Here is a 25379-nt window from a genome sequence, read left to right on the forward strand (position 1 = left end):
CTGATCACTTTCTCCGAACCATCATGACCACCCCGCCCACGGCCAATACGACGGCGGCCCACCCGAAGCTGACAACCTTGACCGTCGCGCTCTTCGCATCGGACAACTGCTCGACGCGAGGAACGACGGCGGGGCCCGCGGCGATCAGCTCCGGACGGTCCACCAGCCAGTACAGGGCATTGGCCAGCAACTCGACATTCTCGGTAGGCGGCGGATCGGTCATCAACCGCGTTCCCTTGCCACCGAACCGGACGACCCGACGCTCGAGGTACTGATCGCTGATCGCCAGGCCCGAGCCGAGCACCACGATCTTGCTCTTGGTCTTGCTGTTCTCGGCGGCGACGGAGACCGAGAATGGCGGCGCGAGGGCATCATCACCACGGGTAAACGCGCCCTCGCTCGATCCGCTCTGCAAGGCGGCCACGATGCGATCGACATCCTTCTCCGCCCAGATGTTGGTCGTTCCCTTAGGCACCTCTAGAATGGGCGTCACGGCGACGCCGTCCGGCAGCTTGTCGGCTGCCAGGACCGGGCAGACATCATTCATGAGCATCCGCCGGGCCCGCAGCGGGCGGCCGATCGGCTGATCCTTGTTGAAGTCACTCAACTGCATGTACCACCACTGGACGATGTCAATCCCGTAGTAACCGGGCTTCTGACGATCGACCTCGCCGCGAATCACGCGGTGCTCGGTGTCCACGTTGATGCCCCAGTCCTTCTCCAGGATCGGACCCCATCCGTACTCGCTCTTCGGCGCCGGCCCGAACATGCTCGCCGGGGAGGGCATCCACATGGCCAGGAAGATGGCCCGGCCGTCGGCCGCGAGCACCTTGCGGGCCGCCTCAGCATGCTTAGGCTCGAAGGTCGGCTGGTTCTGTTGCTGCCGCATGAACGGTGGCGGGGCCGACGGGGGGGGGAGGAATACGAAGACCTGGGGCACATCCTTCTCGCCCTCGGGCTTCTTGTCGACCGCGCCCTCGGTAGCCAGGTTCCACTCGGTGACCTTGAACTGCATCCGTTCCAGTCGCTCGCGAAGCTTGCGGATTGCCTCCAGGGGCAGCGGCCCGGTCATCGGCCGCTGGAACTGCCGCATCTGCGGCGGAACCTCCTGCTCGAAGGTCACCAGGACCACTTCGCCCACCGACTTCTTGGCGGTCTGCATCGAGAAGATCGCACTCCCGATTGCGCTGTCGCCGTCGAAAACCCGCTCCGGCGGACTGTCCTTGTCCCGAAGGCGCATGCCGCTCATCGGGTCGGCGATCGGGTAGACCTCGTCGAAGGTCACGACCCGAACCGAGTCCTTGTCCTCGACCACGACGATGTTCTCCTGCTGCAGCCGCTTGGCGATCTCGTCGAGCTCGAGCTTGGGCAGGGCCGCGATCTTGGTGGCCAGCTCGTTGATCCTCGTCAGGGCGTCCTTGAACAGTTCGCCGCCGGCGGCCTTCGCCAGGAAATCCTTGGAGGGCTGGTCAATCCTGGCTCCCTGGTCGAGGATCTCGGTGATCGCCTGGTTCCAGTAGGCCACGTTCGCGGCCATGTCGTCGGCGATCTTCCGGGCGTTGCGAACCGCTCCCTGGAGCTGGTCCACGGCCACATCCTCCCGCTGCAGGAGCCGGCGGAATTGCTGGACGCTGGTGCTCGCCTGGTTGGCAGTAATCGCCAGGAGGTCCGGCAGGTCCATCACCATGAGGCCCTGCTGCACCTGGATTTGCCACTTCTCGTGGGAGCGGATCGCCTTGTTCTGCTCAACAAAGGCGGCAACCCGGGTCCGCTCGTCGCCCATGTACTGGGCCAGGGCCCCGACGGCCTTGGCGAAGCTCTGAAGCACCGGCTTGGGGTCGGCCGGCACTTCCGTGTCCTTCGGGCTGCCGACCAGCTTGACCAGTTCGGCGGCCTGGGTGTTCATCTGGGCGAGCTTCTCGCGGGTCAGCTTGACAAACGGGTCCTCGGGATTGGCCAGCAGCTTGGCCAGCTTGTCCATCTCCTTGGACCAGTTCTGAATCTCATCCAGATGATTCTTGAGCGTGTCGTTGAAGCTCTTGATCTTGTCGTTCGCCTCCTGGTAACGGGGCATGCCCTCGCCCTGGACCGACTTGTCCACTTCCTTGCGGACCTCCACCACGCTCTCGACGTCCTTGCTCAGGATTGCGGCGATGTTGGCCACGGGCGAGAACTGCGTCAGCCAGGCCCCCTCCTTCTCCAGCAGGCCCTTGATCTCCGCCTGCTGAGGCCGGAGGATCCCGCCAAGCTTGTCCCACAGCTCGCGGGCGCTGGTGATGACGCCCTGATACTCGGTCGCCGCGGAACCGAACTTGGTTTCCACGCGCTTGCGAAGGTTGGCCTGATCGTCGCCGCTGATGACGTGCTCCACCGAGACCGACCGCTTGTACTGCCGCACCTCCTCACAGTAGTCCTGGAGCTTGGGCAGAAAATCCTTGCGCGAGGATTCCGGACTGTTCGACGCGTACACCGACGTGATCCGCAGGTCGTCCCCGGCCTTGTCCAGGATCATCTTGGTGCGATCGGAAACCCGGTAGCCGGAAATGCCGCCGGTCAGATCCGCCCGCTTATTGTGCCGGTGGGCGATCCAGTTGATCCCAACCAGGATGGCCGCGGCCAGCACGACCGTCAGGGCCACGTTGAAGCCGAAAAGGAACCGGCGACCGGCCGCACTCGCGGCTCTGTTGTCGTTCTTTACCGCCATCGTCGAGACTCCATCACTTTCGTCGCCAGGAACAGGAAGAAGACAATACCCGACAGGAAGAACAGGACGCTCTTGGTGTCAATGATGCCCTTGCCGAAATCGGCGTAGTGCCAGAGGACGTTCATTCCTGCACACGCTTGACGCAGCCAGACCCAGGGGGCGTATTCCACGAGATAGTCGACCACAAAGGTGAAGACCGCCAGGATGCTCACTGAAAGGATCGCCGCCAGGAGTTGATGTCGCGTGCAGCTACTGGCGAAGATGCCCACGGCAATGAACAGGCCACCCAGCAGGATCATACCCAGGTACCCGACCAGGATGACCGTGCCCACCGGTTTCTGCGAGGCCAGCAGGAGGACGTGGAGCACGGTTGTAGCCAAGAGGGCCACGTAGAACGCCAGGGCACCCAAGAACTTGCCCACCACCACCGACGTCTCCGAGACCGGTGCGGTCATCAGCGTTTCGATCGTCCCGCTGGCAAAGTCGTCCGCGATCGACCGCATGGTCAACAGAGGCAGGGCGAACACCAACACCCCGGCCATCCGCTCGAACAGCGTCCGCAGGCTCGCCTCCTGACCGGGCACCAACGTCTCGGTCACGAAGAAATGCCCGACCAGGGCCAGGAATATCGCGCCCACCACATAGGCGATCGGCTGGTAGAACAGCGAAGCCAACTCCCGCTGGGTGATCGCGGTGATCGCGGCCATGCCACCGCCGCCCGATAGCCCCGGGACACCCGCGCCCGGAGCGCCGCCCGGAGCCTGTCCTTGTGACTGTGATTCTGCCGACATTGTTGCTCGTCCCTCTAAACCCGCTTCGTGAAAGACATCTCGGTTATCTGATACGCAAGAGCGTGCGGCCGACGAACCGCCGCCAGACCCGACCCGCCGGAGCGGACCGGCTCAACCCGCCGCCTTGCGGCCGGCGGTCTCGGCGGTGATCCGGGTGAAGTACTCTTCCAGACTGCCCGTCTCCAGCCGCAATTCGCGCAGTCCCCAGCGGTTCTGCATCGCCAAGCTGGCGATTTCCTCGCGGACGTCCTGGCCGTCGCCACTCTCGATCCGCAGCCGGTTCCAGCCCTGGTGAGCGGTGGCCTCGACCTTGCGAACGCCACCAATCTTCCGCACTGCGTTCTCGATCTCGTGCAGCGGGCCGCGAATCTCGGCCATCAGACGGGAGGCCCCCACGATCTGATCGTGCAACTGACTGATCTGGCCGCTGGCCCGTACCCTGCCCCCGGCGATAATAATCATCCGTTCGCAGACAACCTCGACCTCGGACAAAATGTGCGAGCTGAGGATGATCGTGTGCCGCTTGGCCAAGTCGGTAATCAGCCGACGGGTCTCCCGGATCTGGTTGGGATCGAGACCGATGGTCGGCTCGTCCAGAACCAGCACCTCCGGATCGTGGAGCATGGCATCGGCCAGACCGACACGCTGCTTCATGCCCTTGGACAACTGGCGAATCGGCCGGTTGACGAAGTCGCCCAGCCAGCAGCGCTCGGTCACCCGGTGAATGGCGGCTTCCCGTTGACTGCGGTCCATGCCGTGGAGCTTGCCCCGGAAGGTCAGATACTCGTTGACCCGCATCTCCGGGTACAGCGGATTGCTCTCCGGCAGGTAGCCGATCCGGCGTCGCACGTCGATCGACTGGGTGAAGACATCGAAGCCCGCCACGGTGGCCGTCCCGCTGGTCGCAGGCTGGTAGCACGTCAGGATCCGCAGAGTTGTGCTCTTGCCGGCGCCGTTGGGCCCCAGAAAGCCGACGATCTCACCCTTCTGCACGGTGAAGGAGATGTTGTCGACGGCCAGAAACGACCCGTAACACTTGGTGAGGTTCTTGACTTCGATCATAACTGCCAACCTAAAACATTGCCTACAAAAGACTTATTGTGATTAAGCCCGATCGATAGCGTGAACCGTCCGTGCCGGCCGGTTTTGAATCGGTACGTCGACCGGTCGGCCAAGGTTCGCAACGGCGTTCGGGCTCCCCTGCCTGTTCCCCGATGCCCGCAGGGATCTTCCCCGAATCGCAGGCGGTTTCTGATAGCAGAGCCCTTCGCAGGTGTCAAGACCCGATGTGGGAACCTCCGGGGGGCCAAGCAAGCCCAAGGGTTGCAGGAGGTATCCCTTGTCCAACCGGACCCGCGGCCAGTGATCGCCACACGGTGCCCCCGGATCCTGCGCCTGGCAAGCCAGGGGAGAGAGCGGTTCGGGCGGCGAGGGACCGGCGGTCGAGGCGAGGTCCACCCCAACAGCCCTGCGGGGAGAATCAACTCGCCGCAGGCCCTCAGGCCAGGGCACGGCCCGACGGCGTCAGCGGCTTCCTGGCGTGGCGGATGTCGCAGGGGGTGATGTGCCGCCAGACGGGGACCCGGAAGAGGCTCCGTCCGAGGGAGCAAGCCGGAGCGCCTCGAACCGGGCGGACCATTCCGAGCCGAAGCGATCGGGAACCGCCTGGGTGAGTTTGTCGAGCAGAGCAGCGGCCGCCTGGCGATCCTCGCGACTCAGTTGCTGCAGGTACTCGAGCAATCGGCCGGCGATCAGCCTGCGGATTTCGGGAATCCTGGCCTTGCCGGCCAGGGTGATGACCGGATCGGGGGCGGCGTTCTTGAAGCAGCCGTCGATCATCTTGGCGACGATGCGGGAATGGTCGGCCAACTGCACGGCCGGCAGCACGACCGTGGCACGTGTCCAGGCGGCAGCCGCCTCCTCAATCTGGTTGCTGGCGAACAGGGCATCACCGAGCTGGTCGCGCACCTGGGCTAGACGGCGGGCGTCGGCAGCCCGGGTGCCGGTCTGCGTCTCCAGCTTGGTCAGCAGTTCGACTCTCCGGCCAAGCTCCTTGGCGTCGGTTCCCGACCAGGAGGCCAGGGCCACTTCCTGATCCGCCGGCTGGAGTCGCTGGAAGACCTGCTGATAGGCCTGCCACGCCCGGGACTGAACGGCGGCCGAAGACTCGTTCTTCAGATCCATGCGGCTGCGCAGAATGTCCAGGAGATTCGGCTGATCGCCGAGTGCACCCAGGGCTTCGGCTGCGACCTCGCGAACACCGGCGTTGGTGTCCGTGCCCAGCGTGTCGATAATCAGCCGGAGATAGGCCCGATCGCCGATCCGCCCGAGGCCGCGGACCGCCGCCTGCCGAATGGCCGCCTCCGGATCGGCGGGCTGAAGACTGTCAACCAGAATCGAACCGAACTTGGGGTCGGCGATATCGGACATGGCCTCGAACAAATCGACGCGAAGCTGGGGAGCGGCGATTGGCTGCCGGATACGAGCGCCAATGGCCTCGACCACGGTGGAGAGCTTGAGCGACGCTCTCCCTTTGCCTCTCTCGCAGAGTCGGCCGAGGGCGTCGGCCGCCGCCGCGGCCACGTACTCCGATGTGTCGTGCAGCCCGGCGACGCAATCATCGATGGAGTCCGGATCGGCCAGCTTGCCCAGGGCCTTGTAGATCTCCTCGCGGACGGCTGGGGCATCCTCCTGCCTGAGCATGGCTCGAATCAGGGGGACATCTTCGAGCAAACCGAGGTCGCGCAGGACCATGACCACCTTCTGCCGAACGACCTCGTCCGAGTCACGGCCCATTCCCCGAATGACCTCGAGAACCTCGGCGGTGGGCTTGGTCCCCTTCCGGCGAAGGGCCTCGTGAATGATGTCGAGGGCTTTGAAGCGCTCGATGGCCAGCTCCGACTTCAGCCACTCGCCTAGCCAGGCGATGCGCTTGGTCTCGTCGGTGGTCTCTTCATACAGGGCGTCCATGAGCTTCTTGAGGTGCGCTTGGGTGAGACTCCACTGCTGTTCGCGGCGATACGCGTCGAGGTGGGCGATCACCTTGGGGTCCGTGTAGGTCTCCAGGGCCGCCGCGGCCGCCTTGCGCAGATCGACATCCTCACTGCCGAGCAGTTGCTGCAAGGCGGGCACGAACTCGGGAGCTTGGGGCTTGACCAGGACCACCGCCTCGCAGACCGCCAGCTTGGCGGCACTGTTGTTCTCCGTGGCGAGCAGGGTGGCCAGCGACTTGACCCCCTCGGCCGTCCTGGTACGAAGAATGGTCGTCGCCGCTTCTCGCCGGGTCTTGGCGTCGCTCTGCCCGGCGACTCTCACGAGCTCGGTGGCAACGAGCTCGGAAGAAGTCACGGGCACGGGGCGGGTGGCAGGGGCAGAAGCCGTGACGTCGATCGCGGCGCACCGGTCGGTGCCGGCCAGGGTCGCCGCGGCCGAGATGAGCGTCAGCAGAATAGATGCACTTGCTGCGCGACGCCGACGTGGGAACGACGGCGGCTGGTGTTGAGCCAGTCGCGTTCGGTTCGAGCGCACCATGGACTCCAGCTTTCCTGGCGGCGGCGGTCCTCGCGGCGGGAAGACCTCGCGATTGTCTTCTTTCTAACCCTTCTCGGGCTTCTCTGCAAGGGGCATCTCAGTTTGCGGCCCCCATCGGCCGGAGCTACAATCCAGTATTTGGCCATAAGTCAGCGGGAACGCATCCTGAGACCTCGAGGACCCACCGCCGGACGGCGAGCGGCAATCGAAGCGGGCACCCGACAAGGCATGCTCGTCGGCGCCCCGTGGTACTCACGATGCTCCCTGAAAGGACCATCGATGGGACAGACCCTGACCGAGAAGATCCTCGCCAAGCACGCAGGCAAACCGTCCGTCCGGGCCGGCGACAACATCTGGGTGAGCGTGGACATCCTCATGACTCATGACGTCTGCGGACCGGGCACGATCGGGGTGTTCAAGGAGAACTTCGGCCGGGCCGCCCGGGTCTGGGATCCGGAGCGCGTCATCATCATCCCCGACCACTACATCTTCACGGCCGATAGGATGGCCCACCGCAATATAGACATCCTCCGCGACTTCGTTCGCGAGCAGGGCATCAAGTACTACTACGATCCCGACTTCATCCAGGGCGAGGGGATGCCCAGCCCCTACAAGGACCCGACCCAGACCAGCTACAAGGGCGTCTGCCACAAAACCCTGCCAGAGGAGGGCCACGTTCGACCGGGCGAGATCCTGCTGGGCACGGATAGTCACACTTGCACGGCCGGGGCGTTCGGACAGTTCGCCACCGGGATCGGAAACACCGACGCCGGATTCGTGCTGGGTACCGGCAAGCTGTGGCTGAAGGTCCCGCCAACCATGAAGTTCGTTTTCCACGGGCAGATCCCGCCCTATCTGACCGCCAAGGACCTGATTCTGGCAGTGATCGGCCGTATCTCGGTCAGCGGGGCGACCTACAAGGCCATGTACTTCACCGGCGAGGGCATCGCCAGCCTGACACTCGAGGACCGCATGACCCTGACCAACATGGCCATCGAGGCTGGCGGCAAGAACGGGGTCTGCGACGTGGACGAAAAGACCCTCCGCTACGTGAAAGCCCGTTCCAACCGGGCGCGCTGGGAGGTCTTCACCGACGACGCTGATGCGAAGTTCGACGCCGTTCATGCGTGGGACCTGGCCAATCTCGAGCCGCTGGTGGCCAAGCCGCATTCGCCGGACAACATCGACACGGCCCGCAACTGTCAGGGGACCCGGATCGACCGGGCGTACCTGGGTTCCTGCACCGGCGGCAAGATCACGGACATGATCTTTGCGGCGGCCATTCTCAGCGGGCGACAGGTGAGCATCCCGACCTTCGTCGTACCGGGCTCGACCGAGGTGCACGCGGACATGCTCCGACTCAATGTTCGAGGGGAGACGAGGACCAACGGCGAGAAGTCGGTCATGGACGTCCTCAAGGATGCCGGCTGCACGATCGGTCCGTCGGGCTGCGCCGCGTGCCTAGGCGGTCCGGCCGACACCTTCGGCCGCCTGAACCAGCCGATCGCCTGTATCAGTACGACCAACCGCAACTTCCCTGGCCGCATGGGCCACCGGGATGCGGGGGTCTACCTGGCTTCGCCGCTGACCGTGGCGGCCAGCGCCCTGACTGGGCGGGTAACCGACCCGCGCGACTACATTGGCGCGTCGATCCCGACCGGCACGGCCGGCGTGGTGTGAAGGGGGCAGACAAAGAGAGGTGCTATACCGTGGCCGTGTGCATCTCTGGCGGGAAATGGCCCGTTCCGGACATGGCGACCGGCTTGTGGAGATGCTATACTTGGATGACTTAAGGGGGCGATTTGGGCTCGACCGGGCAGCATGAGGTCGAGGTGGCGTGTCCAGGTTGTCAGGTGGCCTGGTTAAACTCCTGACGCAAACACAAGTGCCAACGCTAACCCGTTGCGCATGGCTGCTTAAATAGCAGCCCGTCCTGGCGGAGATGTCTGCTATCCGGCAGGGCGACGACAGCAGGCTCGCTCATGAGGGTAGGCGCCGTGACACATGAGTCAGAACACCACGACGCTGGGCTGGCCGGAGCCTGTCGCTGGGCGCCGGGCGGCCGAGAACAAATCAGACGACTACACACGTAGAAGCCTCTTCTGAAATGCCACGGGACGCGGGTTCGATTCCCGCCGCCTCCAATTACCTCTAGCGAGATCCTGCGGTTGAATGCGGTTTGCTGCGGTTTCCTGGGGGGTGACCCCGGGGAACTGCGGGATACTGCGAGGTCCAGCGGTCGGGTACTGCGCCGCATTCTGCGCCGCGCCCCGGGCCGCCTTATCGAAGAGCTCATCGGGGACGCCATTGGTGTAGTGCTTGCCGGACACGGTGATATCGTGGCCGATCCACTTGCTGACGGCATACTACGGGAAGCTCATCGCCCACTCCCGCTCGCAGCTCGACCGGAGGGTCTGCCAGAGCTTCTCCCAGAGCTCGACCCCTGCCGCCGCCGTGATCTTGCGTACCCACCGCATCATGTTGCCCTGGCCGGTGATCGTGACCAGCCGCTCCTCATCGCCGATTTCTACGACTTCATGCTGTGGCTGGTCCGGCACACGGAGAAGTTCCCCCGCCACCACCGCTACGGTCTGGGCACGGCGATGGAGAATCGTCTTCAGGCCATCCTCGCCTCACCGCGTCGAGTGGAGTTCGCTCGTCGAAGGACGCCCGTTTGGACCCGTTGCCGAGGTGGACTCGCAGGCCCACGGGCTTCGCAAACACAAAATGAGGAGGGCCGCTCATGACGGCTCGCTCTTTGACAATCGTGATTGTGAGCGTCTGGCGGGGGGTCCGGATCGCTTGCTGGCGAGCCCTTGGATGGGCCCCGTTTTCATCGCGAGGGCAGCGGTGCGGGCGACGGAGGAGGGCCTTATTCGGTGGCTGCTCATTCGGCGGAACATCGGAACCGGAGAGCGAGCGTACTACCTCTGTGCCGCCCCGAAGAGGACCCCCGCAAAAGACCTGGTGATCGCGACCGGGCAGCGTTGGGTCATTGAAGTCTGCTTCGAAGCCGCGAAGCAGGAAACGGGGCTGGATGAGCACGAGGTCCACTCGTGGGACGGTTGGCATCGCCACATCATGCTGTCGATGTTTGCCTTGGTGTTCCTGATCGTTGTTCGCTCGGCCGGAGCATCGCCGAAGCGGGCGCACTCAAAAAGCGCTGCGACCTCGTCCTGCTGACGGAACCGGAAGTCCGATGACTCCTGATTCGAATCATCTGGCCGCGACTGAACGAGGACGAGCGGACCATGGTGTGGTCCGCTTGGTGTCGCAGACACCAGGCCACGGCCCAACGATGTCACTACAGGACCCGGAAACGAAAAACGCAACTGTAGTACCAGCTATGTTCCAGCACTGCTACCGCGGTGAGGGCATGCCTCCCAGGGCTTCGGGCGCAGACTCGGCGGGGCCCGTGGTGCCGGCGGGTGGAACGATCCTGCCGGTCAGGACTCCCAGCCGGTAAGCGGCGAAGTTGGCCGACCAATGAGCACCTTCGGAGCTACCGAGCGAAACCGAGTTGCGATACGCGAGGATAGCCTCTTCCCGCTGGCCGCGGACCTCTCTGAGCTGACCCACTGCAAACCAGATCACGGGGCCGAGAGTTCGCTTCGCAACTGCGTCCTCGCACCAGCGTTTGAGGAATTCCTCCTCGGTAACCAAGCCCAAGTAATAGGCAGAGCACCAGTGGTCGGGATCGGCATTGGCCGGTGGACCGTTCGACCAATCTGAGCAAGCCCGCAGAGATTGTCTGAGAGCTGCCATAGCTTCCATTTCGCGACCGCAACTCAATAGTGCCCAGCCCAGGGACTTTGAATAGTAATCCTCAGCGCCGTATTGGCCGGCTGCGGATTTGATCGCCGTGGCCGCCTTTTCAGCTTGCCCGCCAACAATGAGGAACTCCCCGTACCACAGGAGCTGGCGGGGCGCCGCCATCGCCAGGTCTGCCGGTCTGGGACTGATGGACAGGGCTAGCGTCACGCCTTCCTGAACGCCTTGGACAGACTGAGCCAGCGACTCGAGTTCGTATATCGTCGACAGCGCCTGTTCGCTCTCCGAGCTTTCGGCGGCACATTTGAGGAGGACGCCATGAAGCGCCTGGGTTCGCACTTCGTTGGACAAGCCCCTGCGATTCTCGATTTCTGCCGCGACTCTGGACCAATCTCGCAGCCGGGCGTACGACTCGCTGACCACGGATTCCGCCTGGCTCCTTGCGGCGAGGGCGGCCAGTCGCTCGGTGTGCCGAACGCGCATGGGCAGCCTGTCCCACACGCAGGCGTTGTCCCACGTGGCCAATCCGGCCACGATGCGCCTGCCGTCGGGGCTGAAAGCAACCCAAAAAGGATGCTTAGGGGCAGGCAGCACAAGCACAGTCTCGCCCGTTCGGGCATGCCAGAGCCGGATGGTCCCATCTGCGGAAGCGCTGACGATCCGGCTTCCATCCGGGCTGAATGCGACCGAATACACCCGACCGCCATGGCCGTGAAGGGTGTTGAGTTCCCCGCCCGTAACTGCCTCCCAGAGTCGGACAGTAGCATCTTGGGAGCCCGTTATGATGCGGGTGCCGTCCGGGCTGAATGCGGCGGAGACGACCTCATCGCGGTGCCCTCGGATCACGTTAAGTTGCCTGCCCGTTGCCGCATCCCAGATACGGGTAGTCCGGTCGTAAGAACCGGTCAGGACTCGCTTGCCGTCCGGACTGAAGCTCACCGAACGCACATCGCGTTCGTGCCCGCGGAGCACCATGATTTCCTTTCCGGAGCCAGCATCCCAGAGCCGGGCGGTGTTGTCCTTCGAGCCGGTCACGATCCGTCGGCTGTCCGGGCTGAAGGCGACTGCGGTGACCTCTCCCTGGTGGCCCGCAAGCAACCGAATCGGTCGGCCCGTGGCTGCATCCCACAGTCGAGCTGTCTGATCCGCAGAGCCGGTGAGGACGAGGCGATTATCCGGACTGAAAGTGGCCCGCTCGACGAGGCTGGTGTGCCCCCAGAGCACGACCAGTTTCCGGCCGGTGACCGCGTCCCAGATTCGAGCGGTCTGATCGCCGGAGGCCGTGAGGATGCGCGCGCCGTCGGGGCTGAACACGGCTGACCGCGTCCACCCGCTGTTCCCACGGAGAAGCATGGGCTGCCGCAGAACAAGCGCGTCCCGGTCGGAAGCGGCATTCCCGGGTCCGCTGAGCGCCTTCTGGTCCTCGTGCTGGGAGTTGAGGTAATGCCACTCCCAGTTGCGGTGGCGGGCCGGAGCCCTGTCCAACTGCTGGCGCAGCGTGTCCCAGGCGCCGTTGTTCAGGGCCTTTTGCGCGGCCTTGATGCAGGTCAGGTATTCCGGCAAGGATGCCGACTCGGCGAGTTGGCGGTTGGCGCGAACCACGTGCACCAGGACAGGCACGATGATCGCCAGGATGACGGCGAATCCTGCGGTGATGGCGAGGTGTGCCCTGTAGGGGCGGAGCAGCTTCCTCGTGCGGTACCAAATCGACTCCGGCCCGGCAAGCAACGGGCGGCCCGCCAGGTAGTTCGCGATATCGCCGGCCAGTTCGGCCACCGAGTGATATCGCTGGCCGGGGTCCTTCCGCAGGGCTTTGAGCGGAATCCACTCGAGTTCGCAACGCAGCGTGGAAACGAGCGTGGGCACGATCGTTCCGCGGTGCCGGGCTGCGTCGGTAGCCCTGTCTCCCAGGTAGCGCAAGCGCGTGCTGGGGTGCGGCGGATCGGCTTCGCGGATCGTCCTCAGAATGGCTTCCAGCCCAGCCCGCCGAAGCTCCTCCGGCTCGAACGGTGGTACCCCGGCCAGCAACTCATACAGCACCACGCCCAGCGAGTAAATGTCCGAGCGGATGTCCACTGCGTCTGGCGCGCCGGCCGCCTGCTCCGGGCTCATGTACTCCGGCGTACCCACCAGGATGCCTTCCTCCGTGAGCAGCGTTTGCTCCAGCGGCTCATGGGCCAAAGCCTTGGCTACGCCAAAATCAATCACCTTCACCTGAGGCTGGCCGTCCTGCTCCACCACAAGGAGGTTGGATGGTTTAATGTCTCGGTGGATCACGCCTTTGTGGTGAGCGTGCTGGATAGCCTCACAGACCTGCGTGAACAGCTCCAGCCGCTGCTGGATCGAAAGACTCCGCCGGTCGCAGAAACCGGTGATCGGCTCGCCCGGGGCGTATTCCATGGCGAAGAAAGGCCGATGGTCGTCCGTTAATCCGGCATCGAAGATCCGGGCAATGTTGGGGTGCTCCATCATCGCGAGCAGGTTTCGCTCGGCCTCGAAGCGGGCGATGATCCGGCGGGAATCCATGCCCGCCTTGAGCACCTTGAGGGCAACGGCCTGGTGGATCGGTTCGGTCCGCTCGGCGAGGTAGACCACGCCCATGCCGCCCTCGCCCAAGAGCCGGACAATGCGATAGGGGCCGATAGCATCGGGGACGGGTTGGACGGCCGGATCCGCGGCTTGGGTGTGACCCGGGTCCTCGTCGGCAGCCTCGGCCTCACCTTCGGCGACTCCCTGGTCGTGGGCGAGCAATTCCTCTACTTCGCGGCGGACTTCCTCGTCGGTGCCACACTCGGCCAGAAGGAAAGCCTGTCGCTGCTCTGCCGGCCGGTCCAGGGCAGCGTGGAACAGCTCCTTGATCCTTTCCCAGCGTTCCGGCAACATGTGGGAGTCCCATCAGCCCGACCGACGGTACATGCGAGAAAAGGGGCCGGCGCAGGACACTCCGAGCTACGACCGCGGAGCCGCGCCCGGCCCGGCTTCGAGCTCTTTGGCCAGCCACGCCTTGGCCAGCCGCCATTCCCGGCTCACCGTTCTCGCCGAAAGCCCAAGCGATTCGGCTGTCTGGGCAATGTTCATGGCAGCAAAGCAACGCAACTTGACGATGTCAGCCAGCCGGCCGTCAAATCTCTCAAGCTTGCTGAGAGCTTCGTCCACATCCAGCGTGTCCAACTGGGCTCCTACCTTGTTCGGGGCACACCAGTTCTCGTTGAGTGGTACGCGGACCCGCCCGCCGCCCCGTTTGCGCTGATGGCAGCGCCGAGCCCGCTCGACGAGTATCCGCCTCATGGCCTCGGCGGCTGCGCAGAAAAAATGAGCTCGGTTCTCCCAGTTCTGCTGGCCATTTCGGCACAAGCGTAAGAAGGCCTCGTGCACCAGTGCGGTCGGTTGAAGCGTGTGTCCGGCCGGCTCTTTGCCCATTTTGGCCGCAGCCAAGCTGCGCAGCTCGTCATAAACCAAGGGCAGCAATTGAGATGAGGCTTCTCCGTCCCCTGATGCAGCCGCTCTGAGAATGGCGGTCAAATCCTGCATGACTTATCCCGCCTTTGTGCTTTTTACGAACGCGCCTTGGCGTTGATGTCCAATCGAAAGCGCCATTATCGCATGTACTGATGGCAAGTCAACGGAACAAATGACAGTGCAGGTGTGACCAACTTTGGTCCGTCCGTCCAGGGACCCGTGAAACGGCCGACGGCCGTTTGCGCCTTCACGAACGGGGGAAGCGGATTGAGTGGTGTGCTCTCGCCATCACGGCGGGCGTGCCCACAGAACCTGTCTTCAGGAAGGAGCACTCGTCATGGCCATGAGCTTTCGTGCGTGTCTGTTTTCGCCGTCAGTGAATAGAGAGCCCCAATTCGAGCGTGACGGCGTCTCGGTGGGATGCAGCGGGCCCGCAATTGAAAGGAGAGCATCGTGAATTGGCTATTCTCCGACGATCGTCCGCGTTCTTTGAGGCGGCTGATGAACCTTGCCGGGATGGGGCTCATCCTTTTAGTCGCCCCGCGCGCGGGGCTGGCTCTGGAGAAGCCCACACCCGAGGAATGGCGGCAGTACAACGAGGACGGCACGCTTGCGGAGCGGATCGAGAAAGCCAAGCTGACGGGCAACCACAAGGCCGCGCCGCACCTGGTGCGCAATGCCCGGCAAAGGCTGCTCAAAGCCGCGGGGGACACGGTTGTTGAATACTCCGATTCGCTCCTACTTGCCCCCCCGGCTGACTGGCAGGGCGGTCTACCCTCGACCGGCACGCCGAACGTGCTTGTGCTCCTTATCGATTTCCCGGACTTTCCCCATGCCGCCAACCAGACCCCGGCGGACGTGTCGAGCAAGTTCTTTGGCACCGGTGATACCAGTCAGTATCCCTATGAAAGCCTCTCCCTTTTCTACAGACGGTCCTCGTACCAGCATCTCAGTATCCAGGGAAATGTCCTGGGCTGGTACACGGCCCAATACAACCGGTCCCACTATGGGACCGCCGGCCGGGAAGCCCTCATCATGGAGGCAATCAACGCGTACAACGCTACGCACGATTTCGCCCAATACGACAACGATCACGATGGAGTCATTGACGCCTTCTTCATCAAGTGGACGGGTCCGGACAACGGCTGGGGCAGTTTCTGGTGGGCCTGTCAGCCAACCTGGGACGCCAATCCCAGTTACCGGGTGGATGGCAAGGTCCTCGGCCGTTACGTTTGGTCATGGATCTCGAGGCCACAAGGTCAAGTCTATCAGCCGCATGTTGATATCCATGAGACAGGGCACCTGCTCGGCCTGCCTGATCTTTACGACTACAAAGACATTGAGGGACCCATGGGTGGTGTTGGCGGCCTCGACATGATGGACGCCAACTGGGGTGATCACAACTGCTTCTCGAAGATGATGCTGGGATGGCTGGACCCGATCGTTGTCTCGGCCGGAGATCAGACGGTCTGTCTTCTCCCCACCGCGTCAGTGTCAAAGGCCGTGCTGATCATGCCTGGCGCGACCGGCAGCACCTTGTTTGACGAATTCTTCATGATCCAGCACCGCACACGCACTCTGAATGACGACCGACTGCCCGCCGACGGTTGCCTGATCTGGCACGTGAATTCCACACTGAACACCGAGGGCACAGACTTTCTCTATGACAACTCGTATACGCCAATCAAGTACATGAGGCTCATGGAGGCTGATGGTCTCGAGGAGATCGAACAAGCCTTGCGGGCTGACGCTGGTGATTTCTATGGTCCCGAAACGCGGTTCGGGTTGAACTCGACACCCAGCAGCCGCAATTATTCCGGCTTCGACACCGGCGTGTGCATCAACGCGTTTACGCCGGTAGGAAATGCCATGTACGTCTGGTGCTGTTGCGGCGCGTGCGCGCCGTCAGGCGCCACCGGGCTCTGGGGCAGCACCGGTCAATACACGGACAAAGTCCGCCTGACCTGGGATGCTTCGCACGGGGCTGCAGACTACCTCATCTACCGGAGTGCGACCCAGACTCCTGGCTGCCCAGAGCCGCCGCTGGCCCGGGTATGGTCCCCCGCCACAGCCTGGGACGATTTCACGGCGGAGCCCGGGGTCCACTATTACTACTCCGTCAAGGCCCGCAACGCCTCTGCTGACGCGCCCTGCAGCGATTCAGTCTTGGGATGGCGGTATGCCGATCCGCGTCCTACGGTGTATACCTTCACGATTGATGGCGGTGCCGAGACCACGACCTCGCGGACCGTGACGCTGCGCTGGACCTGCCCGCATAGGGCAGACCATTATATGGCCAGTGAGTCGCCTGATTTCGCGGGGGCCACCTGGGAATGGGATCAACTCTGGGAACATGTGTGCAGCTTCGTCCTGTCGCCCTGCAGCGGCGTCAAGACCGTCTACTTCAAGGTCAAGGAAGGGTCTACGGAATCACTCCCCGTCACCGCAACGATCAGGCTCGATGAGCCGCTCCTGGTCGTGACGCAGTTCAGGATTAACCTGGGAGCGGAGACGACGGACTTTCGAACGGTGAAGCTAAACCATAACTGCACGCCGAGAAGGCCGACCGACTACATGGCCAGCGAGTCGCCAACCTTCGTGGGTGCAACCTGGCAGCAGCCCTGGGGTCCAAACTTGGATTTCGAACTTTCTCCGGGCAACGGGGTCAAAACCGTGTTCTTCAAGGTCAGGGATGTCTGTGGAGAATCCGCCGTGGTCAGTGATACGATCACGCTGGCCGAGCCGCAACCGCCGCCGGTGGTGGACACCTTCGCCATGAACAACGGAGCGGACACGACTGCCTCGCGCGCCGTGACCCTGAACAACACCTGCTCCAACTCGCCGACTCATTACATAGCCAGCGAAAACGCCAGTTTTTCAGGCGCCGTCTGGCAGACCTATTCGAACGCGCCCTGGTTTACCCTCTCCGACGGCAACGCTACCAAGACCGTTTACTTCAAAGTCGCCAACAACGGCGGGGGCTCCTCCCCTGTCAGCGACACGATCACGCTGGCCGAATGTGCGGTCGTCAAGTCGTTCTCCATCAACAACGGCGCCGCCCAGACCGCCTCGCGGACGGTGAAGCTGTACAACACCTGCTCGAATGATCCAACGGAATACATGGCCAGCGAGTCATCCAGCTTCGCAGGCGCCGTCTGGCGGCCCTACGGGACGCTTACTCCTTCATTCGTCCTGTCGAGCGGCAACGGCGCCAAGACCGTCTACTTCAAGGTTCGTAATGCCTGCGGGGAATCGGCCTCCCTCAGCGACACCATACTCCTGGCCGAGGGTGTGCCGATATTGTACGTCTTCTCGATCAACAACGGGTCGGAAACGACCGCTTCCCGGACAGTGACGTTGAACAACTCCTGTGCGTCAAGCCCGCCGCCAACGGAATACATGGCCGGCGAGAACTCGGACTTCTCAGGGGGCACCTGGTTGCCGTATTCGACCGCACCGTCGTTCCTGCTGTCGGCCTACAGCGGCACCAAGACCGTGTACTTCAAGGTCCGCAACGGCGCCGGCGAATGCGACTATCCTCTCAGCGTTACCATCCTGCTGATCGAGCCGGGCGCGCCAGCGGTGACCGGCCTCGCGATCAACAACGGCGCGGCCACAACCACGACCCGCGCCGTGACGCTGAACAACACCTGTTCCAACGCGCCGTATGAATACATCGCCAGTGAGCGGTCGGACTTTTCAGGCAGCGCCGGCTGGTTGCCTTATTCGACCGCGCCGTCGTTCCCGTTGTCGCCTGGCAATGGCGGCAAACCCGTGTTCTTCAAGGTGAGGAACGCGGTGGGAGAGTCCGCCGCCGTTTCCGACGGCATCAAGCTGGTCGAATCGGGCATACCGTTGGTGGAGACCTTCGCCATCAACAACGGCGCGGAAATAACGACTTCGCGGACGGTGACGCTGAACAACACCTGCTCCAACGCGGAGCCGACCGAATACATGGCCAGCGAGCGGAGCGACTTCGCAGGCGCCGCATGGCTGCCCTATTCGACCGCCCCGTCGTTCGAATTGTACGCCGGCGACGGCTATAAGATCGTGTACTTCAAGGTACGGAACGCCCTTGGAGAAACCGTCCCCAGCATCAACGCGATCACGCTGACGACCCCGCCGGTGGTGCTCACCTTCGCGATCAACGACGGCACGGCCACCACCACTTCGGGGACGGTGACGCTGAACAATAGCTTCGCGAACAGCCCGACCCAATACATGGCTAGCGAATCTTCGAGCTTCGCCGGCGCAAGCTGGCAGAGTTATTCGACGGCGCCTTCGTTTACCCTGTCCATCGGCAACGGCACCAAGACCGTGTATCTCAAGGTGCGGAACGCCGGTGGTGAATCCGCTCCGGCCAGCGACGCTATCACGCTGACGGTGCCTCCGCCGACCGCCGCCGAGATGACGCCGAATTCGGGCCTAAACACGGGGCTCGTGAGTATCACGAACCTGGCGGGCACGGGCTTCCTGAGCGGGGCGAGCGTCAACTTGAGCAAGGCGGGCCTGCCGGACATCGCGGCGACCGGCGTCACGGTTGTGAGTCCTGTGAAGATCACCTGCACGTTCGATCTGACCGGAGCGTTCTTGGGTGCGCGGGACGTGGTGGTGACTAATCCCGACGGTCAGACCGGTTCATTGACGGACGGCTTTACCGTGAAGCCACTATGCGGGCCGACTCCTGAATGGGTTGGGACCTGCGACGGCTTTTCTGCAAAACAGGTGGCCGTCGCTGGCGACTACGCCTACGTGGCGGGCTCTGGCCCACTCTTTGAGGAGCTTATGGTCGTCGAGATCTCCGACCCGGCCGCGCCGAGGCACGTAGGAGGGGTATACAACCTATATGGGGACGCTGTCGGCGTAGCCGTCTCCGGCAACTACGCCTATGTGCCGGTCGAAACTCAAGGCGTCGATGTCATCAACATCTCCAACCCGGCCACACCAAGCTGGGTCTCGAATTACGAACCGCCCGGTAGTGATTCCGCTTTGCATGTGGCCGTCTCCGGCAACTACGCCTACGTGGCGTATGCTTACGCAGGCCTTCTGGTCCTCAACATCTCCAACCCGGCCTCACTGACCCGGGTCGGGGCTTGCGACACGAGCGGGTACGCTCGCAGGGTGGCCGTCTCGGGCAGTTACGCGTACGTGGCAGATGACACGGCGGGGCTTCAGGTCCTCAACATCTCCAACCCGGCCGCGCCAACCCGGATCGGGGGTTACGACACGAGCGGGAACGCCTACGGCGTGGCCGTCTCGGGCGACTACGCGTATGTGGCGGATTACGGTGCCGGACTCCAGATCATCAGTATTTCCGACCCGGCCGCGCCGACGCGGGTCGGGGGGTACGACACGATCGGGCACGCTTACAGTGTGGCCGTCTCCGGTGACTACGCGTACGTGGCAGATAGTACTGGTGGCCTCCAGGTCATCAACATCTCCAACCCGGCCGCGCCGTCATGGGCTGGATCTTACGGCGGCGCCACCGGCGTGTACGCTTATGACGTGGCCCTCTCAGGCGACTACGCCTACGTTGCGTGCGACCGTGCCGGCCTTCAGGTTGTCACTCGGATCTGTGCCGCCCTTCCGGCAACGCCGTGGTCGCCGGCTCCGGCCGATCAAGCGACGAACGTCTCACTTGAGGCCGACCTGGACTGGGCCGATGTCTCCGGCGCCACAACTTACGATGTGTACTTCGGCACCACGGATCCGCCAGCGCCGGCCGGCAATACGGTGACGAGCAGCTGGACGCTTCCCACGCTGGTACCGGAAACCTGGTACTTCTGGAAGGTGGTTGCTAAGAACGCCGCTGGCGACACGCCCGGCCCGGTGTGGAGATTCCAGGCACTGAGCTGTCCTGTGATTACGCAGCACCCGTCAGGCAAAATCGTGTGCACGGGCACCGGCACTACCTTCACCGTAGCCGCCGGCGCCGAGCCGCTGAACTATCGGTGGCGCAAGGATGGTATGCCGCTGAGCGATGGCGGCAGCGTCTCTGGTGGGGCCACGGCCACGCTTAGCCTCAACCCGGTTGCGCCGGCCGATGCAGGTAGCTACGATTGCATGGTGAGCAACGATTGCGGATCGGCCACCAGCAATGCGGCCGCCCTGGAGGTCTTCCCCGCCCTCAGCATCATCCGGCACCCGGCGAGTCAGTCGGCTTGCACGGGCGGCAGTGCCAGCTTCTCGGTCACAGCGGAGGGCACGCCGCCGCCCAGCTACCAGTGGCGAAAGGACGGCGCCGCGCTGAGCGATGGCGGCAACGTCTCCGGTGCGACCACCGCCATGCTGACGATCAATCCGGCCGGCGTGGCCGACGCGGGCAATTACGACTGCCTGGTAAGCAACCTTTGCGGCTCGGAAACCAGCACGACTGCGGTCCTGACCTTTCTAACGACGTCTCCCGCCGCCGACTTCGACCGCGATTGCGATGTGGACGCCGATGACCTCCTGATCCTCCAAGCCTGTGCGTCGGGGCCGATGATACCGCATCCGGCCGGATGCACCGCCAAGGATCTCGACCAGGATGGCGACGTGGACCAATCCGACTTCGGCCTCTTCCAGCGCTGCTACAGCGGCACAGGCAAGCCCGCAGACCCGGATTGTGCGAAGTGAAGAACGCCGGGCAAGTACATCGCGAGGCATCCTCCAGCCCGCGGCTGCGCTACATGGGACCCAAGCCCAAAACCGCTTCGCCGGGCAGGCGAGATAGGATCTGGTACCGTCAGCGCGTCTGGCGGGGGGTCCGGATCGCTTGCTGGCGAGCCCTTGGATGGGCCCCGTTTTCATCGCGAGGGCAGCGGCGCGGGCGGCGGAGGCGGCCATGGTCGAGGCGGTGGCGGGCTGCTCGGCGGCGTCGACCGTGGCAGAGCTGACGCGGGGGGAGAAGGGCACATTGACACCGGCGCCTGTCTGGCCGGCGGAGGCAGCGGGGGCATGGGCACAGAATAGGGCGGCATGCCCGGTTCCGGTGCCAGCTCCAGGATGAGCTGGGCGAGGAACTCCCGCATCACCCGGCGCTTGACGGTGTTCCTTCGCATACCAGCGGCAAGCAGGGCATACATCCGGTCGTGGACCTCCGGCCACAGGCCAGTCCGCAGGGTAACTCTCTGGAAATCCTCCCAGGCCAGTACGATCCGCCGTCCGTTCCTCCATCGCATCACGGCACATCTCCTGCAAGAAGCCTGTCGCTCCGGGACCGGTAATGAACCCGACCGGCCCTTGTCGGCGTCCGAGTGGGCTGGGACCCTCGCTGCTCATCGTCTGCCCTCCGTCAGACTTGCCGCATTGAGCAAGGCGAGGATGGCCGCTCGGGTGCCCTCGGGTAGTGACGCCCATCCGTCGATCAGGGCCTGTAGGTCGGCTGGAATGGTGGGTAGTGCGCCGCGTTCTGTGCCGCGCTCGCCTGAAATCTGCAGATTCATTGGGCGTTTCGACAGGGGGACGCGGGTTCGATTCCCGCCGCCTCCAGTCTTGCGCTGCAGTCGCCCCTGCCGGACCATGTCTTCCGGAGTAAGGCTGCCACACCGGAGAAGGACGCCGTAGCCGAGGACGGCGGAGCGGATGCTTGGGGCGAAATACGACCACCGAGCGGCGCAGCGCGGTTGCGTCCCCGCCCGATCATGCATCCGCCCGCGAATACTCCCCACGCAGATCGCCCGCCGATTCCAGATGCCATTCGCGACACGGCCCGCGGCAACGCCGAACCACAGGCGCGAATCGAGTCCCGTTTATCAGGGTTCGGGCCGCAGTGGCGTTTCTCCCCAGCCGCGGTGTATCATTTGCCGGCGCTTCCCGCGGCAGCGCCGGGGACGGGGCCGCCCGCCTGCAAGGCCTGCAGCGCCGCCTCCTGTCCCCAGCGGGTGTGCGCCCAGAGGTACTGCGTTGGATCACGCACAATGATACGTTCCAGGCCACGCAGATAACGGTTGGTAATGTACGCCACCGAATCCTCCTCGTCCCGCCAGTCGGTGTGATCGATGACGTCCTCGACGATGACCTCGAACTGGAACGTCCCCAGGCGACGAATACCGGCCACAACCACGTCCGCCTCGTACCGCCAAGCGAACAGGCCAACCGACCTCACGACCCGGGTGGGCAAACCGAGGAAGGTGGCCCCCATGCCCCGCCGTTCGGCGTAGTGGTCCGCTACCAGGGCAATCGAACCGCCTGCTTGAAGGGCAGCGGCCAGGCGATCGGCTCCACGCTCAACCTCAACCAGCTCGCACCCGCCGCGAGCCCGAATCCGTCGCCGGTAGGCATCGAAGGCCGTATTGGCATGCCGGCGGTAGACGGCTGCAGCCCGAATGCCGTTGAAGCCCAGGAAGAGGGGCAACAGATCGAAGGGCCCATAATAGCTGCTGAGCAGGATGACCGGCTGACCACGCCCCTGGAGGGCCAGCATCCGACCCAGGTGCGGCTCGGGCACTTGGCCGCCATACCGCTTGTACGTTCCCGCGTGCAGAAGCCGGTCGGCCAACACGAGATCAGTGAGATCCCAGACCCGATGAACGAAGGCCCTTTCGGCGACACGGCTTACGGCGTTTGCGGGGATCAGGCCGGCCAGGGCGGCCGCACACTGAGACTCGCTCAGCTGCCGGAGCGGCGTCAGCAGCCGGTACAGAAGCCGGGCCAGCAATCCCGTGACCGTGTAGGCCACCCGCGGACCGAGAATGCTGAACCAGACGCCGAGCACCCGCCGGTGCAGGTCGTTCAGCCAAAGCACCGCCCGGACCCACCACTTCGAGCCGCTATCCCCATGGTTCACAGGCATGACCCCGTGCCTTGCTCCAGACGTTCGATTTCCCTGGTTTCGATCTCCTGAGCTCTCGGCTTTTCGGCCTTTCTCCAGACAACTTCTTTGCCTCTCGTTCGTTGAATAGGTATATTTACAGGCGCGGGGTCGTAAAGGCCATTTCCCCGCGATCATTCTTGAAGACCTCGGCTTTGAGCGACGAGGAGGGTGAAGATGTTCTCCCGGCTTGGGGTACTGGCGTCCGCGGTCTTCTGCACGGCCCTGGCGGTCGCTTCCACGAGCGGGCAGTCGACCAGGTGCCAGACCGACCAGGACTGTGCCGGCCAGGATTACTGCCAGCATGAGACCGGTGACTGCAGCGGCCAGGGCATCTGCGTTGCCCGTCCCGAGGCGTGCCCCCCGGATGACGATCCGGTCTGCGGCTGCGATGGCCGAACCTACGCCAACCCCTGCAGCGCCGCCCAGGCCGGCGTGAGCGTGGCCGCCAAGGGCATCTGTGCCGACCAACCACCGTCCATCATCCGGGCGGTGTCTCGACGGTCCCAGGGTTACATCGCGACAGCCGATATTGACCTGCTTCACCCGCTATCCGGAGCGATTCTGGCCGGCGAGTGTCGGCTCGGTGGTCCCACCCAGATCGTGGTCACCTTCGACCGGGCCGTTCAACTCGCGGTCAGTCCGGAATGGGCGGTTCGCCTGGCCGGCACGGCGGCCAGCAATGGGCGAGTCACGTCCGCGACCGCAAACGGCGCCGAGCTCACCATCGACATCGCCGAAGCCCCTGAAGCTGCCCGCTTGAGCCTCACCTTCCCCGGCATCGTGGATGAAGCCGACCGCGTCGTGCAGGACGTTCTGAACTTCGGCGTACTGGTCGGCGATGTGAACGGTGACGGCCTGATCAGCATTCTCGACCTGCTCGCCGTTCGCAACGGGCTCAATCAGCCGACTTCGGCCAACAACGTCCGCATCGACGTGAGTGCTGATGGAACCATTAACCTCCTCGACATGCTGACCATCCGCAACCACCTCAACCTGGTCGTTCCGCGGATGCCGGTACTCAAGGCGTACAGCAACAGCGGGTGCTTAGCGAGCAACTCTGCCAAGAGAAGTACGGCGGCCACCAACAGCCTGTGCGGCGATGATGAGATCGCCGTCACCATCGAAGGCAACGCGCTGAGGGTGGTCCACAAGAACGCGGCGTACAACTGCTGTCTGACCGAAATCCGCACTACGCTCACCGTGGTCGGCCGAACACTGCGGCTGACCGAGACGGAGTACGTTCCTGCGCCGTGCAAGTGCCTGTGCTGCTACGAATCCTGCTCGACGATCGCCAACCTGGCCCCCGGAAGCTACACCGTCGAGCTCTTCTGGCGGGATGACGAAACCCAAGGCCCGCGCTGTCTCTCTCAGGAAATCATCATCCCGTAGACGTCCATCCCGCCAAGCACGCCCGTGGTCCCAGGCCGTCCGCGGCACGAGTCGCCGTTCTCCGCCGCGCGATGGCGGTTGTCGGCCATGGCGTTCAGCTCGTACCCCTGGCCGCTCGCACGCGTTTCAGGAACTCCTCGGCCGTTGCCTTGATGGCCGCGAAGTCCCGGTTCTTGAGCGCCGCCTTGGTGACCAGGGAGGATCCGACGCCGACGGCCGCCGAACCGGCCTTGATGAAATCGGCTACCGTCTCCAGGGTCACGCCGCCAGTGGGGATTAGCTTGATCTGGGGGAATGGCCCGCGCAGGTCGCGGATGAACGTCGCCCCGAGCGATGTGGTGGGGAAGACCTTGACCATGTCGGCTCCGGCTTGCCAAGCTCGGACGATCTCGGTTGGGGTCATGGCCCCGGGGAAGACCGGCACTCCCTCTCGCCGGCAGAGCTCGATCGTCGGGAGGTCGGTGATCGGTGCGACCACGAACTGGGCACCCGCCAGAATAGCGGCGTTGGCTGTAGGCGCGTCCAGCACGGTTCCGACGCCGATCGCCGCCGAATCGCCGCACGCCTGGCGGGCGTTGCGGATGACCTCGAGGGCGTTCGGTGTGGTCATGGTCACCTCGATGCAGGCGATCCCTCCGGCCCGGAGCGCCTCGACCACATCGATGAGCTGCTCGCTGCTCGACGCCCGGATGATCGCCACCACGCCTGCACTTTCGATCTGCTGAAGGACGTCGATCCTGGTCATGACTCGCTGCTCCTGTCCGGCTTCGGTTTCAGATTCCGAGGGAGTCCGGCCTCTTGGCCAAGTCATTAGGGTGTAACTCGCCGGGCGCGCCCTCATAAGGTCCTATAATACAAGCCTTTACAGCTTGTGGAGTTGTGATATAAGGGTCTCCAGAGGTGGAACATTGCTTGTTCAGGACGATGTTCGGCCCTCTTG

Annotated in this window: 13 protein-coding genes and 1 other RNA gene; 5 read left to right on the forward strand and 9 right to left on the reverse strand. The window is 63.9% G+C overall.

Translation table 11 applies throughout. The annotated features are described in order from the left end of the window. Window positions 1-4: 4 nt before the first annotated feature. The 4 genes from KA354_02585 to KA354_02600 form a co-directional block, all read right to left on the reverse strand. Complete coding sequence (locus KA354_02585; protein MBP7933513.1) at window positions 5-2704, reverse strand: hypothetical protein; 2700 nt, start codon at window positions 2702-2704, stop codon at window positions 5-7. Next, window positions 2695-3495 carry an ABC transporter permease subunit gene (locus KA354_02590; GenBank protein ID MBP7933514.1) on the reverse strand — a complete coding sequence of 267 codons (801 nt, stop codon included), beginning with the start codon at window positions 3493-3495 and terminating at the stop codon, window positions 2695-2697. The genes KA354_02585 and KA354_02590 overlap by 10 nt, the downstream gene beginning before the upstream one ends. A 111-nt stretch (window positions 3496-3606) precedes the next feature. After that, a complete protein-coding gene (locus tag KA354_02595) occupies window positions 3607-4557 on the reverse strand; it encodes an ATP-binding cassette domain-containing protein (GenBank protein MBP7933515.1) in 951 nt (316 codons plus the stop codon). A 462-nt stretch (window positions 4558-5019) separates the two neighbouring features. After that, window positions 5020-7026 carry a HEAT repeat domain-containing protein gene (locus KA354_02600; protein MBP7933516.1) on the reverse strand — a complete coding sequence of 669 codons (2007 nt, stop codon included), beginning with the start codon at window positions 7024-7026 and terminating at the stop codon, window positions 5020-5022. Window positions 7027-7305: 279 nt separating this feature from the next. Here KA354_02600 and KA354_02605 point away from each other — a divergent pair, with 279 nt between their 5' ends. Together KA354_02605 and ssrA are read left to right on the forward strand one after the other, a co-directional pair. Then, window positions 7306-8706, forward strand: a complete 1401-nt coding sequence (locus KA354_02605; protein MBP7933517.1) for a 3-isopropylmalate dehydratase large subunit — start codon at window positions 7306-7308, stop codon at window positions 8704-8706. Between the two features lie 113 nt (window positions 8707-8819). Continuing rightward, window positions 8820-9173: a transfer-messenger RNA gene (ssrA, locus tag KA354_02610) on the forward strand. Between the two features lie 219 nt (window positions 9174-9392). Here the strand turns inward: ssrA and KA354_02615 are convergent. Beyond that, window positions 9393-9584: a hypothetical protein gene (locus KA354_02615; protein MBP7933518.1), complete on the reverse strand. Its 192-nt coding sequence runs from the start codon at window positions 9582-9584 to the stop codon at window positions 9393-9395. A gap of 262 nt (window positions 9585-9846) precedes the next feature. Here KA354_02615 and KA354_02620 point away from each other — a divergent pair, with 262 nt between their 5' ends. Further along, the gene (locus tag KA354_02620; protein ID MBP7933519.1) at window positions 9847-10209 is read left to right on the forward strand and encodes a hypothetical protein; all 363 of its coding nucleotides are present in this window, start codon (window positions 9847-9849) and stop codon (window positions 10207-10209) included. A gap of 177 nt (window positions 10210-10386) precedes the next feature. Here KA354_02620 and KA354_02625 read toward each other — a convergent pair whose 3' ends face one another. After that, window positions 10387-13680: a serine/threonine protein kinase gene (locus KA354_02625; protein ID MBP7933520.1), complete on the reverse strand. Its 3294-nt coding sequence runs from the start codon at window positions 13678-13680 to the stop codon at window positions 10387-10389. A 66-nt stretch (window positions 13681-13746) separates the two neighbouring features. Beyond that, on the reverse strand, window positions 13747-14328 hold the full coding sequence (locus KA354_02630; GenBank protein MBP7933521.1) for an RNA polymerase subunit sigma: 582 nt from the start codon (window positions 14326-14328) through the stop codon (window positions 13747-13749). 381 nt (window positions 14329-14709) lie between these two features. Here KA354_02630 and KA354_02635 point away from each other — a divergent pair, with 381 nt between their 5' ends. Further along, window positions 14710-20871, forward strand: coding sequence for a M6 family metalloprotease domain-containing protein (locus KA354_02635; protein MBP7933522.1), 6162 nt, complete (start codon window positions 14710-14712; stop codon window positions 20869-20871). A 1162-nt stretch (window positions 20872-22033) separates the two neighbouring features. Here KA354_02635 and KA354_02640 read toward each other — a convergent pair. Further along, window positions 22034-23029, reverse strand: coding sequence for a lysophospholipid acyltransferase family protein (locus KA354_02640; protein ID MBP7933523.1), 996 nt, complete (start codon window positions 23027-23029; stop codon window positions 22034-22036). Between the two features lie 195 nt (window positions 23030-23224). Here KA354_02640 and KA354_02645 point away from each other — a divergent pair, with 195 nt between their 5' ends. Then, on the forward strand, window positions 23225-24439 hold the full coding sequence (locus KA354_02645; protein MBP7933524.1) for a hypothetical protein: 1215 nt from the start codon (window positions 23225-23227) through the stop codon (window positions 24437-24439). A gap of 94 nt (window positions 24440-24533) precedes the next feature. Here KA354_02645 and eda read toward each other — a convergent pair whose 3' ends face one another. Then, the gene (gene eda / locus KA354_02650) at window positions 24534-25184 is read right to left on the reverse strand and encodes a bifunctional 4-hydroxy-2-oxoglutarate aldolase/2-dehydro-3-deoxy-phosphogluconate aldolase (protein MBP7933525.1); all 651 of its coding nucleotides are present in this window, start codon (window positions 25182-25184) and stop codon (window positions 24534-24536) included. Window positions 25185-25379: the final 195 nt, after the last annotated feature.

Source organism: Phycisphaerae bacterium, from assembly GCA_018003015.1.
Lineage (GTDB): Bacteria > Planctomycetota > Phycisphaerae > UBA1845 > PWPN01 > JAGNEZ01.